The following is a 15,562-nucleotide window of genomic DNA, read 5'->3' on the forward strand; positions in this document are numbered from 1 at the left end:
GCATAACCGGACATTCCGACGAAATGGCGACTGGCTGAGAAACCCGCGATCTCAGGATTATCGACCACCGCTGCTGACATTCCCTGTCAGCATGATGCCGCCGCCGCTGATTTCACAATTCAATGCCGAGCAGCCGCTCCAATTGAAGGCTGCAAAATAAGTCGGGCCGAAGGGCCACCTTGTCAACGGCACCCGCAGAGAGCGCGACAAGGAGGTTCGAGGTTGCCCGCTCTCCGAATTGAACAGACCACGCTAAACCGGCTGAAGGAGGACGTGTCGCTTCTTGCCGACCGATAGCCGGATCACGCCGTTCTGGATGTCGGCGTCGACAAGCCGCATTGCCTGATCGTTTGCGCTGCGGCCATTCACCCGCACACCGCCGCCGACGATCAATCGGCGTGCTTCGCTTTTCGACTTGGCGAGCCCGGCAACGACCATGGCGTCAACGAGCGGAAAGGCACCGCGAAGGCTATGCGGGAGCCTGACCGTCGGAAGACCCGCCGGCACCTCGCCCGCTTCGAAGATGCGCCGGGAAGTTTCGGAAGCTTGTACTGCCGCATCGAGCCCGTGGCACAGCCTCGTGATCTGGTCGGCAAGGATCTTTTTCGCTTCGTTGATCTCGGAATCCCGAAGCACTTCGAGGCGTGCAATTTCGCCTAAGGGTAACTCGGTGAACAGCCTGAGGAAACGCCCCACATCGGTATCCCCGGTGTTTCTCCAAAATTGCCAGAACTCATAGGGCGACAGCCGATCGGCGTTGAGCCAAACCGCCCCTGAAACGCTCTTGCCCATCTTCGCGCCCGACGTCGTCGTTAGCAGCGGGGCAGTCAATCCAAACAGGGTGCGTCCACCGATCCGCCGTCCAAATTCGACGCCGCTGACAATATTGCCCCACTGGTCGGAGCCACCCAGTTGAAGCAGGCAGCCGCAGCTTTCTGCGAGGATATGGAAGTCGTAGGCCTGCATGACCATGTAGTTGAATTCCAGCAATGACAGCGATTGCTCTCGTTCCAACCGTTGGCGCACACTCTCCGATGTGAGCATCCGGTTGACTGAAAAATGCGGCCCGATATCGCGCAGGAAATCGAGGTAGTTGAGCCCGCCCAACCAGTCGGAGTTGTTGACCATGACAGCATCGGTCGGGTTGTCCCCGAAAGCGAGGAACCGCTCGAAGACACGCCGGATGCCGATCAGGTTTTTCGTGATCTGCTCTTGATTGAGAAGGGGACGCTACGTGTCGCGGAAGCTCGGATCGCCCAGGCGGCTTGTCGCGCCGCCGAGCAAAGCGATGGGTTTGTTACCGGTCTTCTGGAACCACCGCAGCATCATGATCGGAATGAGATGCCCGACATGCAGGCTGTCGGCGGTAAGATCGAAGCCGTTATAGGCCGTGCCGGCCCCTGAACAAAGCCAGCTGTCTAGTGCTGCCAAGTCGGTGCATTGATGCAGGAAGCCGCGCTCGCTCAAAGTGCGAAGAAAGTCGGACTAGGTCCGGTGGGCTGAGGGGATAGTATCACGAGAGTCTCCATTTGGGCCGATGAGGCCGGAGACCATCTGTTGACACACGTGCCGCCGACCGTGCGGCGTCTCAAGTGTCAGGAATATGACCTTGGGCCGCTCTATGGGAGCAGCGTGTAATACAAGCTCGAAAGGTTCAGGGCGCAGGTCATGTATTCTTTTTATCATGCGACAGCGCAATCACAAGGGGATGCGAACTGGCGATATTTGAACGGATCGCAACGCCCCTCCCATCTCCGCATCTGTCCCTCACAAAAAATTCGCACCCGCATCAATTTGCTTGCCGTTCTGCAATGCGGCATATGTTTGTTCTCATAGGCAAGTGGCATGAGCGGGGAACCATGACGTCGACGCATATGGATAAGACGGGGGATGGCGCCGGCGGGAAGGGCTTTGTCGGACTGGTCATCGGCGCGGTCGGCGTCGTCTATGGCGATATCGGCACCAGCCCGCTCTATGCCTTTCGCGAGGCGCTGAGGCCGTTTGCCGCCGATGGCGTGCATGAGGCCGAGGTCATCGGTCTGATTTCGCTGATGGTCTGGACGCTGACGATCATCGTGACCTTCAAATATGTGCTCTTCCTTCTCAGGGCAGACAATGACGGCGAAGGCGGCGCGCTTTCGCTCCTCGCCCTCCTGATGAAGAAGATGGGACGAAACGTGCCGGTGCTCTTTTTCGCCGGCCTGATCGGCGCCGCCCTCTTCATCGGCGATGCGATGATCACGCCTGCCTTGTCGGTCATGTCGGCGCTCGAAGGCCTGAAACTGATCACACCCGCCTTTGCCGAATACGTCCCGCTTGCATCGGCGGCAATCATGATCGTTCTGTTTGCCGTCCAGTCGAGGGGAACGGCCGCCGTTTCCAAGCTTTTCGGGCCGATCACGGTGTTGTGGTTTCTAGCCATGGCGGCCGGCGGCCTGATCCATATCGGCGACGACTGGAGGATCCTGGCCGCGCTCAATCCGGCCAATGCATTCCTGTTCCTCACCCATGCCGGCAGCGTCGGCCTCATCGTGCTCGGCGCCGTTTTTCTGACGGTGACGGGTGCTGAGGCGCTCTATGCCGATCTCGGGCATTTCGGACGCCGCCCGATCCAAATGGCATGGTTCGTGCTTGTCTTTCCCGCATTGCTGCTGAATTACCTCGGGCAAGGCGCGCTGGTTCTCGCCCATCCCGAAACGGCAGGCAACCCGTTCTTTCTGATGTATCCCGACTGGGCCTTGCCGCCGATGGTTCTCCTGGCGACGATGGCAACGATCATCGCCAGCCAGGCGGTGATCACAGGCGCATTTTCGCTGTCCCGCTCGGCGGTTCACCTCGGCTTCCTGCCGAGGCTCAGGATCAAGTTCACGTCGGAGACCAACACCGGCCAGATCTACGTGCCGGCCGTCAATCTTCTCCTGCTGGTCGGCGTGCTGATGCTGATCTTTTCCTTCGGCGACTCCGAGTCGCTGGCGACCGCCTACGGCATCTCCGTGACGGGAACCATGGTCATCTCGACCATGCTGGTCTTCCAGTTCCTTCGGGTCGTCTGGGGCTATTCCCTCGTGCTCGCCGCCGCCTGGCTGCTGCCGCTCTTCACCATCGAAGTCATGTTCCTGGCGGCCAACCTGCTGAAGATCTACGATGGCGGCTGGGTTCCGGTCGCCCTTGCGCTGGCGATCATGATCCTGATGTGGACATGGACCCGAGGCCAGGCCTATCTGAAGAGACTGCGGGCCAACAACGAGATCCCGCTCGATTCCTTCATCAGGTCGATCGAGCGAAAGTCGGACCATTCGCCGGTCACCGTTCCGGGAACGGCAGTCTTCCTGACCAGCGTTCCGGACCGGACGCCGAACGTTCTGCTCCACAATCTCAAGCACAACCACGTGCTCCACGAACAGAACGTCATCCTGACCGTCTGGACCGAGGACGAACCTTATGTTCCCGACAGCCGCCGCATCAAGATCAGCCAACTCTCGCCGCGTTTCGTCCGCCTCGACATCACCTTCGGCTTCATGGACGACCCTGACGTCACCAGGGCATTGGCTCTTTGCCGGGAGGGCGGCTTCAAGTTCGAGATCATGAGGACCTCCTTCTATCTCGGCCGCCGGAACCTCGTCAGGACGCCGAACACCGGGTTGCCCGCCTGGCAGGAGCGCATATTCATGGCGCTGGAAGGCTTGGCGATTGACCCTTCCGACTATTTCAACCTGCCCTCCAACCGCGTCGTCGAACTCGGCGAACAAATCGCCATTTAGGGTAGGCGACATCAGGATCGCGCAGGTATCAGCCTAGATATCGCAATGCGTTGACGATGAAGCCGAAGGCGCAAAGCGCTGAACCTCACGCCTTGGCCGAGATCGCGCTCAGTTCCTCGAGATCGAGATCCCGTTCCAGCTCGTCTAACGTTTCGTCGTCGATGTCGCCGGCGCGATGGAGGCGAATAAGCTCCCGGCGTCCCGTGGCAACTGCTTCGAGAACGACGTCGAAATGAGCATGGAGCACCGGTACGTAATGCTCCGTTCTCTCGGCATAGTCGACGATCGCTGTGGCCCTGCGCTGATAGCGCTCCAGCAATTGCGGGTGGATGAGCGTTCCCTTTGCGTCATATGCCAGGTTTTTGACGATCCCGAGTTGCACCTGTGCCATGGCGGCTTCGGCCTGGCTCATGGTGAGGCGCGCTCTTTCCGTCTCCGGTGCCAGCCGCGCCCAGGCAATCACCCGCCCCAATGTCGTGCCCTGCACCAGCACGGTTCCGAGAATGACGGCGAAGGATGTGGCAAGGATGAAGTCACGGCCCGGGAACCCCTCGGGCAGGCTGAGCGCCAGGGCGAGCGTGATCACGCCGCGCACACCTGCCCAGCTGAGAACCGTCGCGCCGCCGACGCCGAGCGGCTGAGCTCGCGTCACCCCCAGGGCCGCACAGAACTTGATGATGAGATCGGAGGCGAAAACCCAGGCAAACCGCGCCACCACCAGCGTGAGGAGGATCGCCAGCATCGCTAGTCCCATCGTCGCGATCACGGTGGTTAAGCCGCCGCCGCGTTCGACGACATCCCGCAGCGACAACCCGATCAACGTGAAGACTGAAGCCTCCATCAGGAAGATCATCACGGTCCAGAACGACGTGCCGCGCATGCGCGTTGCGGCCGAAAATACGGTGTGCTGGTGCCAGGACGCGATCAGGCCGGTGGTGACGGTGGCGATGACGCCGGAAACATGCAGCAACTCTCCGAGCAGATAGGAAATCCAGGCAAGCAGCACCGTGGCTGCGATGATCAGATATTCGTCGCCGAGACGCCGGGCGAGCTTGACCCATGCCGTCCCCACAACGACGCCGACGACGGCGCCGCCGAGCGCCAGCACGAAGAAGCTGCCGACCGCCTCCCCCGCGCTGAAGGCTCCGGTTGCGACGGCGGCAACGGCAAAACGGAAAAGAACCAGGCCGCTCGCATCGTTGAGCAGGCTCTCGCCTTCCAATAGAATCTGCAGCCGCCGCGGCAGCCTGACGCGCTCGAGCACGGCGCGCGCCGAGACCGCGTCCGGCGGTGCAACGATCGCGCCAAGGGCCGCGCAGGCGGCCCAGGGAAGCGACGGAAAGATAAGATGGGCCACGACGGCCACCACCGCACAGGTGAACAACACCGCGCCGACGGCCAGCGAGGCGATGCCGATCATATGGCGCCGCAACCGCGCCAGCGCGATGGCCCAAGCGCCGTCCATGAGGAGCGGCGGCAGGAAGATGACGAGCACCAGCTCCGGATCGACTGATATCGCCGGCAACCCCGGCACAAACGCCAGCAAGGCGCCGCCGGTCAGCAGCGCGACGGACGGCGGCAGTCCGAGCCGGTGGGCGGCATAATGCAGCGCGATGATCGCAAGAAACATCGCGATGACGAGCTCGAACAAGTGTGTTGGTTCCATATGCCTCTGCCCCGGCTCGGAAACGAATTTTGGATGCCTACTGCATATTTCAAAGCGGAATCGATTCAAGGACAAAATTATCCAGCAATTCAACGCGTTACAGCAGTCTTTGCGCGATTGAATCGACGAGACGCCTTTGAGCAACCGTCCACTTGCTAACATCGGCAGAATACGCTTTCTCGTCAATACGTTGCGCGAACTGGAATGGCCACTTCGAACCCAGCTAACGGCTCTGCGGGCATCTGATGCCGATGATCTCGTTGGCGCCGATCATTGCCTGGATTTAATTGGAATTTTCCGCGCATCCTCCTTAAATCCTGCGTCTTGAGGCAAAGGAAGACAGATGAGGAGGCGAACCCTTGTACTTGGAGGTGCGGCCATTGTCGCATCATCCGTGGCTGCGGTGGCGATCTGGCCACGGCGGCATGTCGTTGTTGCCGCCAGGACATTCGACTGGAAGGGAACGGATTTCGTGAGCGGCGGCACGAAATCGGTTACCTTGGAAAAGCTGCCCGAGCCGCTCTTCCGCAGCCGTCCGAATTGCGTCGTAACCGTCGCCCAGACCCTTGGCCCCTGCCATGTTAACAATGTCCCGGCTCGTCAGGACATCTCGGACGGAAAGGCCGGGCTGCCTTTGCGGTTGGCCGTTCGGATCGTCCACGCAGCCGATTGCCGGCCGGTCGAAAATGCCGATATCGAAATCTGGCATACCGATCACCGCGGCATCTATTCCGGCCGCGAGGCTGCGCAGATGTGTACACTTGGCGATGCCGAGGCCATCAGCGGGCTTGCCTTCCGCGGGCGCCAACTGACGGATGCCAAGGGGCAGGCAAGCTTTTTGACGGCCTATCCCGGATGGTACAAGGGCCGTACGCCGCATGTTCACTGCCTCATCCTCGTCGAGGGCAAGGAGCTTCTCGTCAGCCAGATCTATTTCGATGATGTGCTGAGCGATATCATCTATGGCGAGCATCCGGACTATATTGGACGCCCTGCCCGCGATACGCGCAACGACGAGGACGGCCTCATCCCGGAGGATGCGGCCGACCACATCTTCGATTTCGAAAAGCTCGATAGCGGCGTGCTGTCCGCTACCATCACCATCGGCCTCTCTACCTGAGCGGGGCAGCGGCGAGGTTCCACACCCTCGATCACGACGACCTCTCCGGCCGTGGAACCCGAGACGAGGAAAGCGTCAAGGTCGGCATATCGGTCGGGGACTATATGCCCGCATACCATTCATAACCGCGATCCTCCCAGAAGCCGCCATTGCCGCCGTAGAGCTGGCCGAGATCGGCGACGGCTTCGATGCCGGTCAGGTATTTTGCCTGCTTGTAGCCGAGTTGGCGCTCGACCCGGAGCCGAAGCGGCGCGCCATGGGCGACTTCGAGATCGCGGCCGTTCATGGTATGGGCAAGGATCGTCTGGGGGTGGAACGCATCGACGAGATCGATGCTTTCATAGTACCAGCCGCTGCCGTCGAGCGTCTTTTCATATTCGTCGGCGCAGTGGAAGACGATGTAGCGGGCTTCGGGTTTGAGGCCCGCCGTCTGAAGCAGCGCACCGAGCGGCACGCCGGTCCATTTGCCGATCGCGCTCCAGCCTTCGACGCAGTCATGCCTCGTGATCTGCGTGCGGGCCGGCAGGGCTTTCAGATCCGCCAGCGTCAGCTGCATCGGCCTGTCGACCAGCCCGCCGACCTCGAGCTTCCAGCTTGAAAATCGCTGGTTCATCCAGTCGATATAGCGGGCATTATCTGGCATGCTCGTGCCGTTGGCCCGGAAGGTCGGCGAGATATCGGCTTCCGTGAATTCGCGGGCGAGCGCGTCGTCACCGAGCAAGAAGCGTTGCGTCTTCATACTGAAGCCTTCGGCGATCTTCAGCACCGATTTCGTCCGATCGCTTTCGACGAGCGCATCGCAGCCGGCGAGCCCCAGCGCCGATGCCGTCATGGTCGCGCCGATCAGGAAGCGACGCCTGGTGATGATGCGGCTCATGACTTTCCTCCCTGCTCGATATCGTAGTAACCGGTGATCATCGAGCGCAGATTGTTGAACACACCCGAAACCAGCACCATCGCCACATGCACGGCGACGAAGGCGACGAGCGAAAAAGCGGTCAGGAAATGCAGCGTGCGGGCCGATTGCCGGCCGCCGAACAGATCGAGCAGCCAAGGCGCAACCGCATTGAAGCCCGGCGACATGGTAAGCCCCGTCCCGATCATCAGCGGCAGCAGAACGAAGATCACGGCGACATAGGCGAGTTTCTGCAGCGTATTATAATGGCGTGCCTCGGCCCCCTTGGGAAAGCGCAGCCGGGCGTGACTGACGATCTCATGGCCGAGATGCGAAGGCTTCAGTTCTACGGCCGCCGGCAGCAGATCGCGGCGGAAATGCCGGCTGATAAAACCATAGGCGAGATAGATGAAGCCGTTGATGACGAACAGCCAGGCAAAGAAGAAATGCCAGCGCCGGCCCGATGCCAGATCCTGGTAGCTCGGCAAGGTCAGCCAGTTCGGAAAACCACGTACCGCAGCCTCGCCGTCGACATTCGAAACCCCGAGTATGCCCGTCGTGTCGAAGCTCAATCCGCCGATGCGCGTCACGCCCTTCAGCGCATCGCCTTCCTGTTCCGCTTCCATGGAAATAAAGGACGGATCGTTGTCGGCGCCGTACTGGCCCCAATAGAGCGCCGGATGGGCGTTGAATATCTGCAGGCCGCTGTACAGCAGCACCGTCATGCACAGCACGTTTACCCAGTGCGACAGGCGCACCAGCAGGCCATGGCGGTAGAAGAGCGTGCCTCCGCTCGCCATGCCGGCATCAGTCGTGGCCATGGTAATTCCTCCGGATCGATATGAAAGGTCTTCGCGAGAAAAGGACGCGGCCGCCGGCCAAATAGTTTCAGCGGCCGCGCCCAAAGCTTACTTCATCGCGTCGCAGGCCTTCGTCATCGTGTCCTTCTTCATCGTGTCCTTCTCCATGCCGGCGTTGTGCATGCAGTCGGCCTTGGTGCTGCCGGTCGCCATGGTGTCCTTCTTCATTGCGTCCTTCGACATTGCATCCTTGGACATCGCATCCTTCGACATCGTGTCGGTCTTCATGCTGTCTTTCTTCATGGCATCGCTGCTCTGGGCGCTGGCAGCACCGGCAAGCGACAGGCCGATGACGAAGCTGCAGGCGGCAAGGCTGGAAAGGATCTTGGTCATGAGGGTCTCCTCGGATCGATTGACATGTCCGCCGGCACCCGCCGACGGCTCACAGTCCTGAATTCGATCCCCTTGCGAAGACGGTTACAGCCTCACGCTTATGTGATAGCGCTAGAGCGCCGCGCGTCTTTTCGAAACGCGCAAAGGACGCTGTACACTTTGAATTGCCGCCGGAAGATTTTTTGAACCCGCCTGTAACCAAAGCGTCATCCACCCGAATGATATTGCAGACGACATGACGAGCGCCCATTCGGAACAAGCACTGAAGATGCTGATGCTTCTTTCCCTAGACGGAGACGAGGCAGCCTATCGGCGTCTGCTCGTGACGTTGCGAACCCTGCTCGTCGGTTATTATGGCGGGCGGATCGGCACTACCGCGAAATCCGACACGGAAGATCTCGTGCAGGAGACGTTGCTGGCGCTGCATTCGCGCCGGGCGACCTATGACAGGGAGCGGCCGTTCACCGCGTGGTTCTTCTCGATTGCCCGCTACAAGCTGATCGACCACCACCGAAAGCATGGCGGCCGGTACAAGGCGGAAATGGAATTGGACGAGGAGATCGAAGACGACTTCAGGGAGGATGCGATTGCAGCGCGCATGGATGTCGAACGGTTGTTGAACGGCCTGCCGCAGCACCAGCAGGAACTGATCCGTCAGATCAAGCTCGAGGGGCAGTCGGTGGCCGATACGGCAAGCCGCACCGGACAGTCGGAATCGGCGGTCAAGGTTGGCGTACACAGAGGTATCAAGGCGCTGGCGGCAAGATTGCGAGGTGGGATGTGAGAGAGACTGAGGACGTGATCGACAGCCTTGTCCGGGATCTGAAGCCGGTGCCGAGACATGCGCTCGAACGCCGCTTCGCGCTCGCCATCCTGCCGGCCTTAGCAGTCTCGCTGCTGCTGATGCTTATCGTCCTCGGCCTTCGCACCGACATGGCGCAGGCGCTGATGCTGCCGGTCTTCTGGATTAAGTCCGCCTACAATGCCCTGCTTGCAATCGCCGCCTTCGCAGCCGTTTACCGCCTGTCCCGGCCGGATGGCTCGGAGGGGCGCTTTTTCGGGATTGCCGCGGCCATCATACTCGCCCTCGCCGTCATGGCGGCCGTCCAGCTCGCTTTGTCGCCGGCCGCAAGCTATCCCGTGCTGGTGCTTGGCTCCTCCGCCCTGCATTGCCCGCTGCTGATCTTTGCCTTTGCCATGCCGATCCTGATCGCAAATACCTGGGTTCTCCGTGGCGGCGCCCCGAGCAACCTCGGCATCGCAGGCTTCATCGCCGGCATTGCCGCCGGCGCATCCGGCGCCTGGGTCTATTCCTGGTTCTGCACGGAAAACGGCCTGCCCTTCGTCACCCTCTGGTATTCGCTTGGCATCCTTTTGACCGGCGCAATCGGCGCGCTGCTCGGCCCCCGCCTCCTGCGCTGGTAGCACCGGCTGTTTGCGGCACTGCGCCACTAATCCTTCATCCGGCATGAAACCAGATGCAGCATTCCTGCGTACTAGTCGGGGGATGAGTATTGCGTACCCCCTTGGATCGGAAAACACACGCAGCAAGGAATGACGGCATGGTCAGGAACGAAGGCGTAGCCCACCTCACCCGGCAGTCCGCGGAACAGGGGCTGGCCAGGCTGATGATGAGGCTGCCTGCGACGCGGGCAACGATCAGAGCAGTTGCGGCGAGCCAGCCCCATTTTTATGAATTGTGCGGCGCCTACGGCGAAGCCTGCACCGTCCTCGATCGCATGCGCCGGGATAGATCGGCCGATCCCGCAGTCATCACCGAATACGAGATCATCTGCGCGGAAATCGAAGTCGACGTCATTAGTATCCTGCTCGGCGATCAATGAGACTTCGCAAGGGCTGGGCGGACTGCCGCAGCGATGATGCAAGCCGTTTGCTGCCGGCGTCCCTATCAGATCAGCAGGTCATCGACATGGATGGAGATGCTCAGTGTATCCGTGTCGAAATGTAGCGAAGTCCCATCGGAGATCTTGTAGTGGAAGGTGTCGCTCACCTCTCCGCTAAGCCCGGCGAGCTTCGCCGCGTCGACCGTATAGCTATAGTCGCCATCACCGTCGACATGGATGGTGCCGTATTGGCCGGTCAGCGTCACGCCGTCCTTGTTGACGAACTCGCCCTCGAAGCGGCGAAGCAGCAGGGTTCCATTGGCCGAGCTGTCGTTTTCGAGGAGATTGCCGTAATGGGCGGCGTCCAGGTCGGAGGTGATTTTCAGGCTGTCATGGGTTGCGACAAGCGCAGGCGCCGTGTCCGTGTGCGTCACATCGCCGACCGCGAGACTATCGCTGCTCGCAAGCATCGTCGCCTGGGCCTCGTTGAGCGTCGTGTTGTTGCTGACGGGAAAGGTGTTCGCGGCGATGATGGCAGGCGATATGCTGTAGGGCGTGACATCGCTGGCGATGACATTGTCGTGGAAGGAGCCGGATGCCGGTCTGTCGACCTTCAGCGCCGCTGAGGACAGGTCATCGAAAACGTTGCCGTAGATATTGATATCTTCGCGAACGTAACTGGTCGTGCCGGCGGCACTGATCGCCACGCCCCATACGCCGTCATGGATGTAATTGCCCGATATATCGTAGTCCCGCGTATTGCCCTGATCGCCGAGACCGATGGCATAGGACCAGCTGTAGCCGCCATAACCTGAAATATCGTTGTCGTGAATAGCGACGTTGGTGCCGGCTTGCGCGCCGATCCCAAATCCGCCACCGATGATCGCGTTGTCCTCGACCAAGGCATTTACGGGCCGAACGAGCGCGATTACGCCCTTCGGCGTAGCTGCGCCGGTCTGGTCAAGGTAATTGCCGCTGATCACAATATTGCTGCTGTCGTTCATCTGGACGGCATCTGCCGCGGTGCCGTGGGCATTGGTGACGGTGTTGTTGAGAAAATTGACGCCGTTGACTTTTTCGATCCAGACGCCATCGCCGTTGACGTCGTTGATCGTGCTGTTTTCGATGGTGATGTTCGAGCCGGTCCGGAAGGTGATCGATCCTGACTTGCCCGCCAGTCCGGTGTGATCGACCTCGACATTGCGGACCGTCCAGTTCGAAACAGAGCCGCCATAGATGGCCGCACCGCCGGTGTCGGAGATCTTGATGTTCTCGATGACGATGTTCGATGCATAGAGGCTGTGGATGCCGTCGTTGGGGCTATGGATGACCGGCGCATCGCCGACCCCGTAGCTGCCGATGGTGATCGGGGCATTCACTGTGCCGGAATATTTCAGGTCGAGCTGGTCGTTGAACACGCTTCCGGCGGCGAGCAGCACGCTGTCGCCCGGCTGCAGCTTCAGGTTTTCCACCGCCCAGAACGATGCAAACGGCGTGTCCTCGCTCGTTCCACTGTTGCCGTTGGAGCCTATTGCCGGATTCACATAATAGATTGCCATATCGCCTTGTTCTCGAATTGCCGCGCAGCCGTCTGGATCGGCTGCGACGCGTGGATCGGATGCGGTCGGGGCTAAAGGCCATGTTCAAGAAGGTCTTCGATATTGCCTTCACGGCGGTTGGCAGACCCTGTGGGCCTGCCTTGGTCCCGAGAAGCGCCTGGCGGTGGCTGCATCTTCGAGACTACAACTTATACGCAAACAATCTACACAACAACGACCGAAAGGTGAACGAACGGTATCGTACGCCTCGGCGACGAATGGTCGTGGGAGGAGCAGCGTCCTGTTTCAGGTCAGTCGCAAGCCAGAAAGGTTGAGGCCGTGTGGCATGCCCCTTACCCTCACCCGGCGGCAGCCGGATGAGGGGCGCTGCGGAGCCATTTGGTGGCAGGAGCAACGCTTCCCCAGGGAGTCTTCCCCGGAAGCAGCCTCCCCGGCGTAGTGCCGAGGCACGCTCACCTCAGCTCAGCAAGCCATCCAGATGGATGAAGACGGTCAGCGTATCCCCGTCGCTGTGATGCGAGGTTCCATCGTTGATCCCGTAGCTGAACGACTCGCTCACATGTCCGCTATGGTCAGGGAGCTTCGTTTCATCGAGCGTGTAGGCATAGTTGCCTTCCCGGTCCACGTGGATGTCACCGTATTCCCCGGTCAGCGTCAGGCCGTGCTTGCCGACGGTTTCGTCCCCGAATCGGCGCAGCACCAGGGTGTCATTGTCCGAGCTGTCGTTTTCGAGGAGATTGCCGTGATGGGCAGCACCCGTATCGGTGAAGATCTTCAAATTGTCATGGACGGCGACAACCGCCGGATCCACGGCCGCCTCCGTCGCTGCGGCAGTCTTGGCAACTGGGCTCGCCAGCGCCGTCTCGACATTGGCGACCGTATGGTTGTTGCTGACGGAGAAGGTGTGCGCGTCGACGATGGAAGGGGAAATGCTGGTGGCCTTGGTGCCGGTCTCGATCGTATTGTTGGAAAAGGAGCCGGATGCCGGCCTGTCGACCTTTAACGCCGCCTGTGAGAGGTCGTCGAAGACATTGTCGTGGACCTTGATATTCGTGCGGACATAGCTGGGGCTGCCGGCCGCGGAGATGACCACGCCCCAAGCGCCGTCATGGATGTGGTTGCCCGCGATATCGTAGTCTCGCGTATTGCCGGTGTCGCCGAGACCGACGGCGAAGGACCAGCTGTAGCCGTGAAATCCCGATATGTCGTTGTCGCGGATGGCGACGTTCTTGCCCGCCTGGGCGCTGACGCCGAAGCCGCCGCCCATGATCACATTGTCCTCGACCACGGCATTCACCGGCCTGACGAGCGCGATGACGCCCTTCGGGCTATCGGCATGCGTCTGGTCGAGATGATTGCCCTTGATCAGAATGTTGCTGCTGTCGTTCACCTGCACGCCATCGGCCGTCGCGCCATGGGCGTTGGTGACGGTGTTGTTGAGAATCTTGATGCCGTTGACCTTCTCGATCCAGAAGCCGTCGCCTTTGACGCCCGATATCGTGCTGTCTTCGACCGTGACGTTCTTGCTGCTCCGGAAGGTGACGGCACCTGAGTTTTCCGACAATCCCGTCTTGGCGATCTCGACGTCGCGGACCGTCCAGTTCGTGATACTGCCGCCATAAATGCCCGCCCCCCCGGTATTCGATATCTTCAGGTTCTCGATGACGATGTTCGAGGCATAGAGACTGTGGATGCCGTCGCCGCTGCTGTGGATGACGGGTGCCGCACCCGTCCCGTAACTGCCGATCTTGATCGGCGCACTCTCGCTGCCGGAATATTTGATATCGAACTGCTCGTTGAACACGCTCCCCTTGGCAAGAAGCACGCTGTCGCCCGGTTTCAGCTTCAAGGATTCCACTTTGGACAAAGTCGCAAAAGCCGATGTCTGGCCCGTTCCGCTGTTGCGGTCGGAGCCACTCGCTGAGTTCACATAGTAGACTGTCATATCGCCATGTTGCCCTGTTCGTCGGATCGCTATGTCGCCGCCGGGATCGTCCAGGAATCGGCCGATCGGACGCGGCGGGGCAACCGGCCACGGCAAGAAGGCGATAAGATGTTGTCAATGGGGCAGCGGGCGGGTTCGCGAGCCTCATTCCACAGGCAATTGCCTGGTGTGACGAAAGTTACAACTTGGGCCGAGAAATCGGCGACTTCGAGGTGAATAAATCGCGGCGTGTTTGCGCGAGGCGCACGTCGCCTTCGGTCTGTACGCCATGTGATTCTTGCCTTCGCTTACGCTCAAGGCGTGAGGAGCGCCAACGACGAACGCCTTGAGCGTAAGCGAAAGGCGCAATCCAAGGTGAAACCCTAACCCCCTCACCCTCAAAGCCGAGGTCAGCGGCAACCATGTCGCAGCGATGGGGAGACCTCAGGCCCTACAGCGCCGCGCGTCTTTTCAGACGCGCAAAGGACGCTGTAGCACTTTGAATTGCTGCATAATTTTATCCTTAAATCGATCCCGATTTAAGGAATTATGCAGTAGCCGCTTCGGCCTTGATCTTCGGCTTCAGCAGGATGATGAGAAGCAAGCCGGCAATGATGAGTGCCGCGCCTTCGAGGTGATAGCGTTGCAACTGCTCGCCGAGGATCAGATAGGCGAGCACGGCGATGAAGATGGTCTGAATGTAGAGGAGGACACCCGCCCGAGCCGCCCCCAGTGCCTCGATGCTGCGATTGAAGAGGTAGTACATGACCGCCCCGCCGGGGATCGCGACATAGGCGAGCGAGATGAGCCCGCTGCCGTTGAGCGTCGAGCGCTCGTCTGAGAATAGCTCGAAGAGGTAGAAGGGCAGCGCCGTCAGCACCGCCGCGCCGAGCAGCAGCACCAGGAGCGCAAGGCGATTCATGTCGAATTTCGCGCGGCGGAGCAGGACGGTATAGAGGCTGAAACAGAACGCGCCGGCGACGATCCACAGTTCACCCGGGTTGAAGTCGAGCCGCATCAGCGCGGCCGGACTGCCCTTGATGATGATGACCACGATCCCGAGAAAGGCCAGGATCGATCCGATCACCTGCCAGCGTCCCATCGGCTCGGCCAGCATTAAACGGGCAAGGATCATGGTGATGATCGGGATCAGAGCGATGATGATGCCGGCAGTGGTGGCATCGGCATGTTCGAGACCGACAAAAATCATGCCCTGGCAGATCGCCAGTCCCACACCGCCAATGAGAAGCAGTTCGAGGGCGCGAGCCCGCACCAGCGCGACCATGTCGCCAAAATGCCGGCGCACGATCGGCATCAGGATCGCGAAGGCGATCAGCACGCGCCAGAAGCAGAGCGCCCAGGGCGGCATCTCGGTAGAAACCCATTTCGCCGCGATATAGACGCCGGCCGACAGCAGCCAACAGAGAACGCCCACGGAATAGGCGGCGGCAAGCGAATTGCCTGCCGCCTGTTCCGTCCCGACCGTGTCGCGATGGACCGCCAAGACATTCATTGCCATGGCTCAGTTATGCCACAATTTCCGTGGGCTGCACAGATGGGCGGCGGCGCTCCGCCTGTTGTGAGTACAACACCCCCTGGA

Annotated in this window: 12 protein-coding genes and 1 pseudogene; 5 read left to right on the forward strand and 8 right to left on the reverse strand. The window is 60.4% G+C overall.

The annotated features are described in order from the left end of the window. Positions 1 to 252: 252 nt before the first annotated feature. Positions 253 to 1,517 (reverse strand): annotated as a pseudogene (tyrS, locus tag AC2444_RS12980) (tyrosine--tRNA ligase). Between the two features lie 342 nt (positions 1,518 to 1,859). Between tyrS and AC2444_RS12985 the strand changes: the two are divergent. Further along, positions 1,860 to 3,761, forward strand: a complete 1,902-nt coding sequence (locus AC2444_RS12985; RefSeq protein WP_012758018.1) for a potassium transporter Kup — start codon at positions 1,860 to 1,862, stop codon at positions 3,759 to 3,761. An 85-nt stretch (positions 3,762 to 3,846) separates the two neighbouring features. Here the strand turns inward: AC2444_RS12985 and AC2444_RS12990 are convergent, their stop codons facing one another. Further along, positions 3,847 to 5,427, reverse strand: a complete 1,581-nt coding sequence (locus AC2444_RS12990) for a Na+/H+ antiporter (protein ID WP_012758019.1) — start codon at positions 5,425 to 5,427, stop codon at positions 3,847 to 3,849. Between the two features lie 343 nt (positions 5,428 to 5,770). Here AC2444_RS12990 and AC2444_RS12995 point away from each other — a divergent pair, with 343 nt between their 5' ends. After that, on the forward strand, positions 5,771 to 6,547 hold the full coding sequence (locus tag AC2444_RS12995; RefSeq protein WP_012758020.1) for a dioxygenase family protein: 777 nt from the start codon (positions 5,771 to 5,773) through the stop codon (positions 6,545 to 6,547). 100 nt (positions 6,548 to 6,647) lie between these two features. On the opposite strand, the gene AC2444_RS13000 is transcribed toward AC2444_RS12995, so the two are convergent. From AC2444_RS13000 to AC2444_RS13010, 3 genes are all read right to left on the reverse strand, one after another. Further along, positions 6,648 to 7,424, reverse strand: coding sequence for a molybdopterin-binding protein (locus AC2444_RS13000; RefSeq protein ID WP_012758021.1), 777 nt, complete (start codon positions 7,422 to 7,424; stop codon positions 6,648 to 6,650). Further along, positions 7,421 to 8,263: a cytochrome b/b6 domain-containing protein gene (locus AC2444_RS13005; RefSeq protein ID WP_012758022.1), complete on the reverse strand. Its 843-nt coding sequence runs from the start codon at positions 8,261 to 8,263 to the stop codon at positions 7,421 to 7,423. The genes AC2444_RS13000 and AC2444_RS13005 overlap by 4 nt, the downstream gene beginning before the upstream one ends. Before the next feature lie 87 nt (positions 8,264 to 8,350). Further along, positions 8,351 to 8,635 (reverse strand): pentapeptide MXKDX repeat protein, encoded by a 285-nt coding sequence (locus AC2444_RS13010; protein WP_012758023.1) that lies wholly within the window; start codon positions 8,633 to 8,635, stop codon positions 8,351 to 8,353. Positions 8,636 to 8,870: 235 nt separating this feature from the next. Between AC2444_RS13010 and AC2444_RS13015 the strand changes: the two genes are divergently transcribed. From AC2444_RS13015 to AC2444_RS13025, 3 genes are all read left to right on the forward strand, one after another. After that, positions 8,871 to 9,419, forward strand: a complete 549-nt coding sequence (locus tag AC2444_RS13015) for a sigma-70 family RNA polymerase sigma factor (protein WP_012758024.1) — start codon at positions 8,871 to 8,873, stop codon at positions 9,417 to 9,419. Next, the gene (locus AC2444_RS13020; protein ID WP_012758025.1) at positions 9,416 to 10,060 is read left to right on the forward strand and encodes an NrsF family protein; all 645 of its coding nucleotides are present in this window, start codon (positions 9,416 to 9,418) and stop codon (positions 10,058 to 10,060) included. Before AC2444_RS13015 ends, AC2444_RS13020 begins: the two co-directional genes overlap by 4 nt. 137 nt (positions 10,061 to 10,197) lie before the next feature. Next, positions 10,198 to 10,479 carry a hypothetical protein gene (locus AC2444_RS13025; RefSeq protein WP_012758026.1) on the forward strand — a complete coding sequence of 94 codons (282 nt, stop codon included), beginning with the start codon at positions 10,198 to 10,200 and terminating at the stop codon, positions 10,477 to 10,479. Between the two features lie 65 nt (positions 10,480 to 10,544). Here the strand turns inward: AC2444_RS13025 and AC2444_RS13030 are convergent, their stop codons facing one another. From AC2444_RS13030 to AC2444_RS13040, 3 genes are all read right to left on the reverse strand, one after another. Beyond that, a complete protein-coding gene (locus tag AC2444_RS13030; protein ID WP_012758027.1) occupies positions 10,545 to 12,038 on the reverse strand; it encodes a right-handed parallel beta-helix repeat-containing protein in 1,494 nt (497 codons plus the stop codon). Positions 12,039 to 12,495: 457 nt separating this feature from the next. Continuing rightward, positions 12,496 to 13,983 carry a right-handed parallel beta-helix repeat-containing protein gene (locus AC2444_RS13035; protein ID WP_012758028.1) on the reverse strand — a complete coding sequence of 496 codons (1,488 nt, stop codon included), beginning with the start codon at positions 13,981 to 13,983 and terminating at the stop codon, positions 12,496 to 12,498. A 526-nt stretch (positions 13,984 to 14,509) separates the two neighbouring features. After that, on the reverse strand, positions 14,510 to 15,481 hold the full coding sequence (locus tag AC2444_RS13040; protein WP_041935543.1) for a DMT family transporter: 972 nt from the start codon (positions 15,479 to 15,481) through the stop codon (positions 14,510 to 14,512). Positions 15,482 to 15,562 lie beyond the last annotated feature (81 nt).

This window comes from Rhizobium sp. WSM1328, from assembly GCF_057653715.1.

Coding starts and splice junctions, on each gene's coding strand:
- AC2444_RS13030 (WP_012758027.1), bottom strand. CDS start 12,038: ATGGCAATCTATTATGTGAATCCGGCAATAGGCTCCAACGGCAACAGT.
- AC2444_RS13015 (WP_012758024.1), top strand. CDS start 8,871: ATGACGAGCGCCCATTCGGAACAAGCACTGAAGATGCTGATGCTTCTT.
- AC2444_RS13000 (WP_012758021.1), bottom strand. CDS start 7,424: ATGAGCCGCATCATCACCAGGCGTCGCTTCCTGATCGGCGCGACCATG.
- AC2444_RS13005 (WP_012758022.1), bottom strand. CDS start 8,263: ATGGCCACGACTGATGCCGGCATGGCGAGCGGAGGCACGCTCTTCTAC.
- AC2444_RS12985 (WP_012758018.1), top strand. CDS start 1,860: ATGACGTCGACGCATATGGATAAGACGGGGGATGGCGCCGGCGGGAAG.
- AC2444_RS13040 (WP_041935543.1), bottom strand. CDS start 15,481: ATGGCAATGAATGTCTTGGCGGTCCATCGCGACACGGTCGGGACGGAA.
- AC2444_RS13035 (WP_012758028.1), bottom strand. CDS start 13,983: ATGACAGTCTACTATGTGAACTCAGCGAGTGGCTCCGACCGCAACAGC.
- AC2444_RS12995 (WP_012758020.1), top strand. CDS start 5,771: ATGAGGAGGCGAACCCTTGTACTTGGAGGTGCGGCCATTGTCGCATCA.
- AC2444_RS12990 (WP_012758019.1), bottom strand. CDS start 5,427: ATGGAACCAACACACTTGTTCGAGCTCGTCATCGCGATGTTTCTTGCG.
- AC2444_RS13010 (WP_012758023.1), bottom strand. CDS start 8,635: ATGACCAAGATCCTTTCCAGCCTTGCCGCCTGCAGCTTCGTCATCGGC.
- AC2444_RS13025 (WP_012758026.1), top strand. CDS start 10,198: ATGGTCAGGAACGAAGGCGTAGCCCACCTCACCCGGCAGTCCGCGGAA.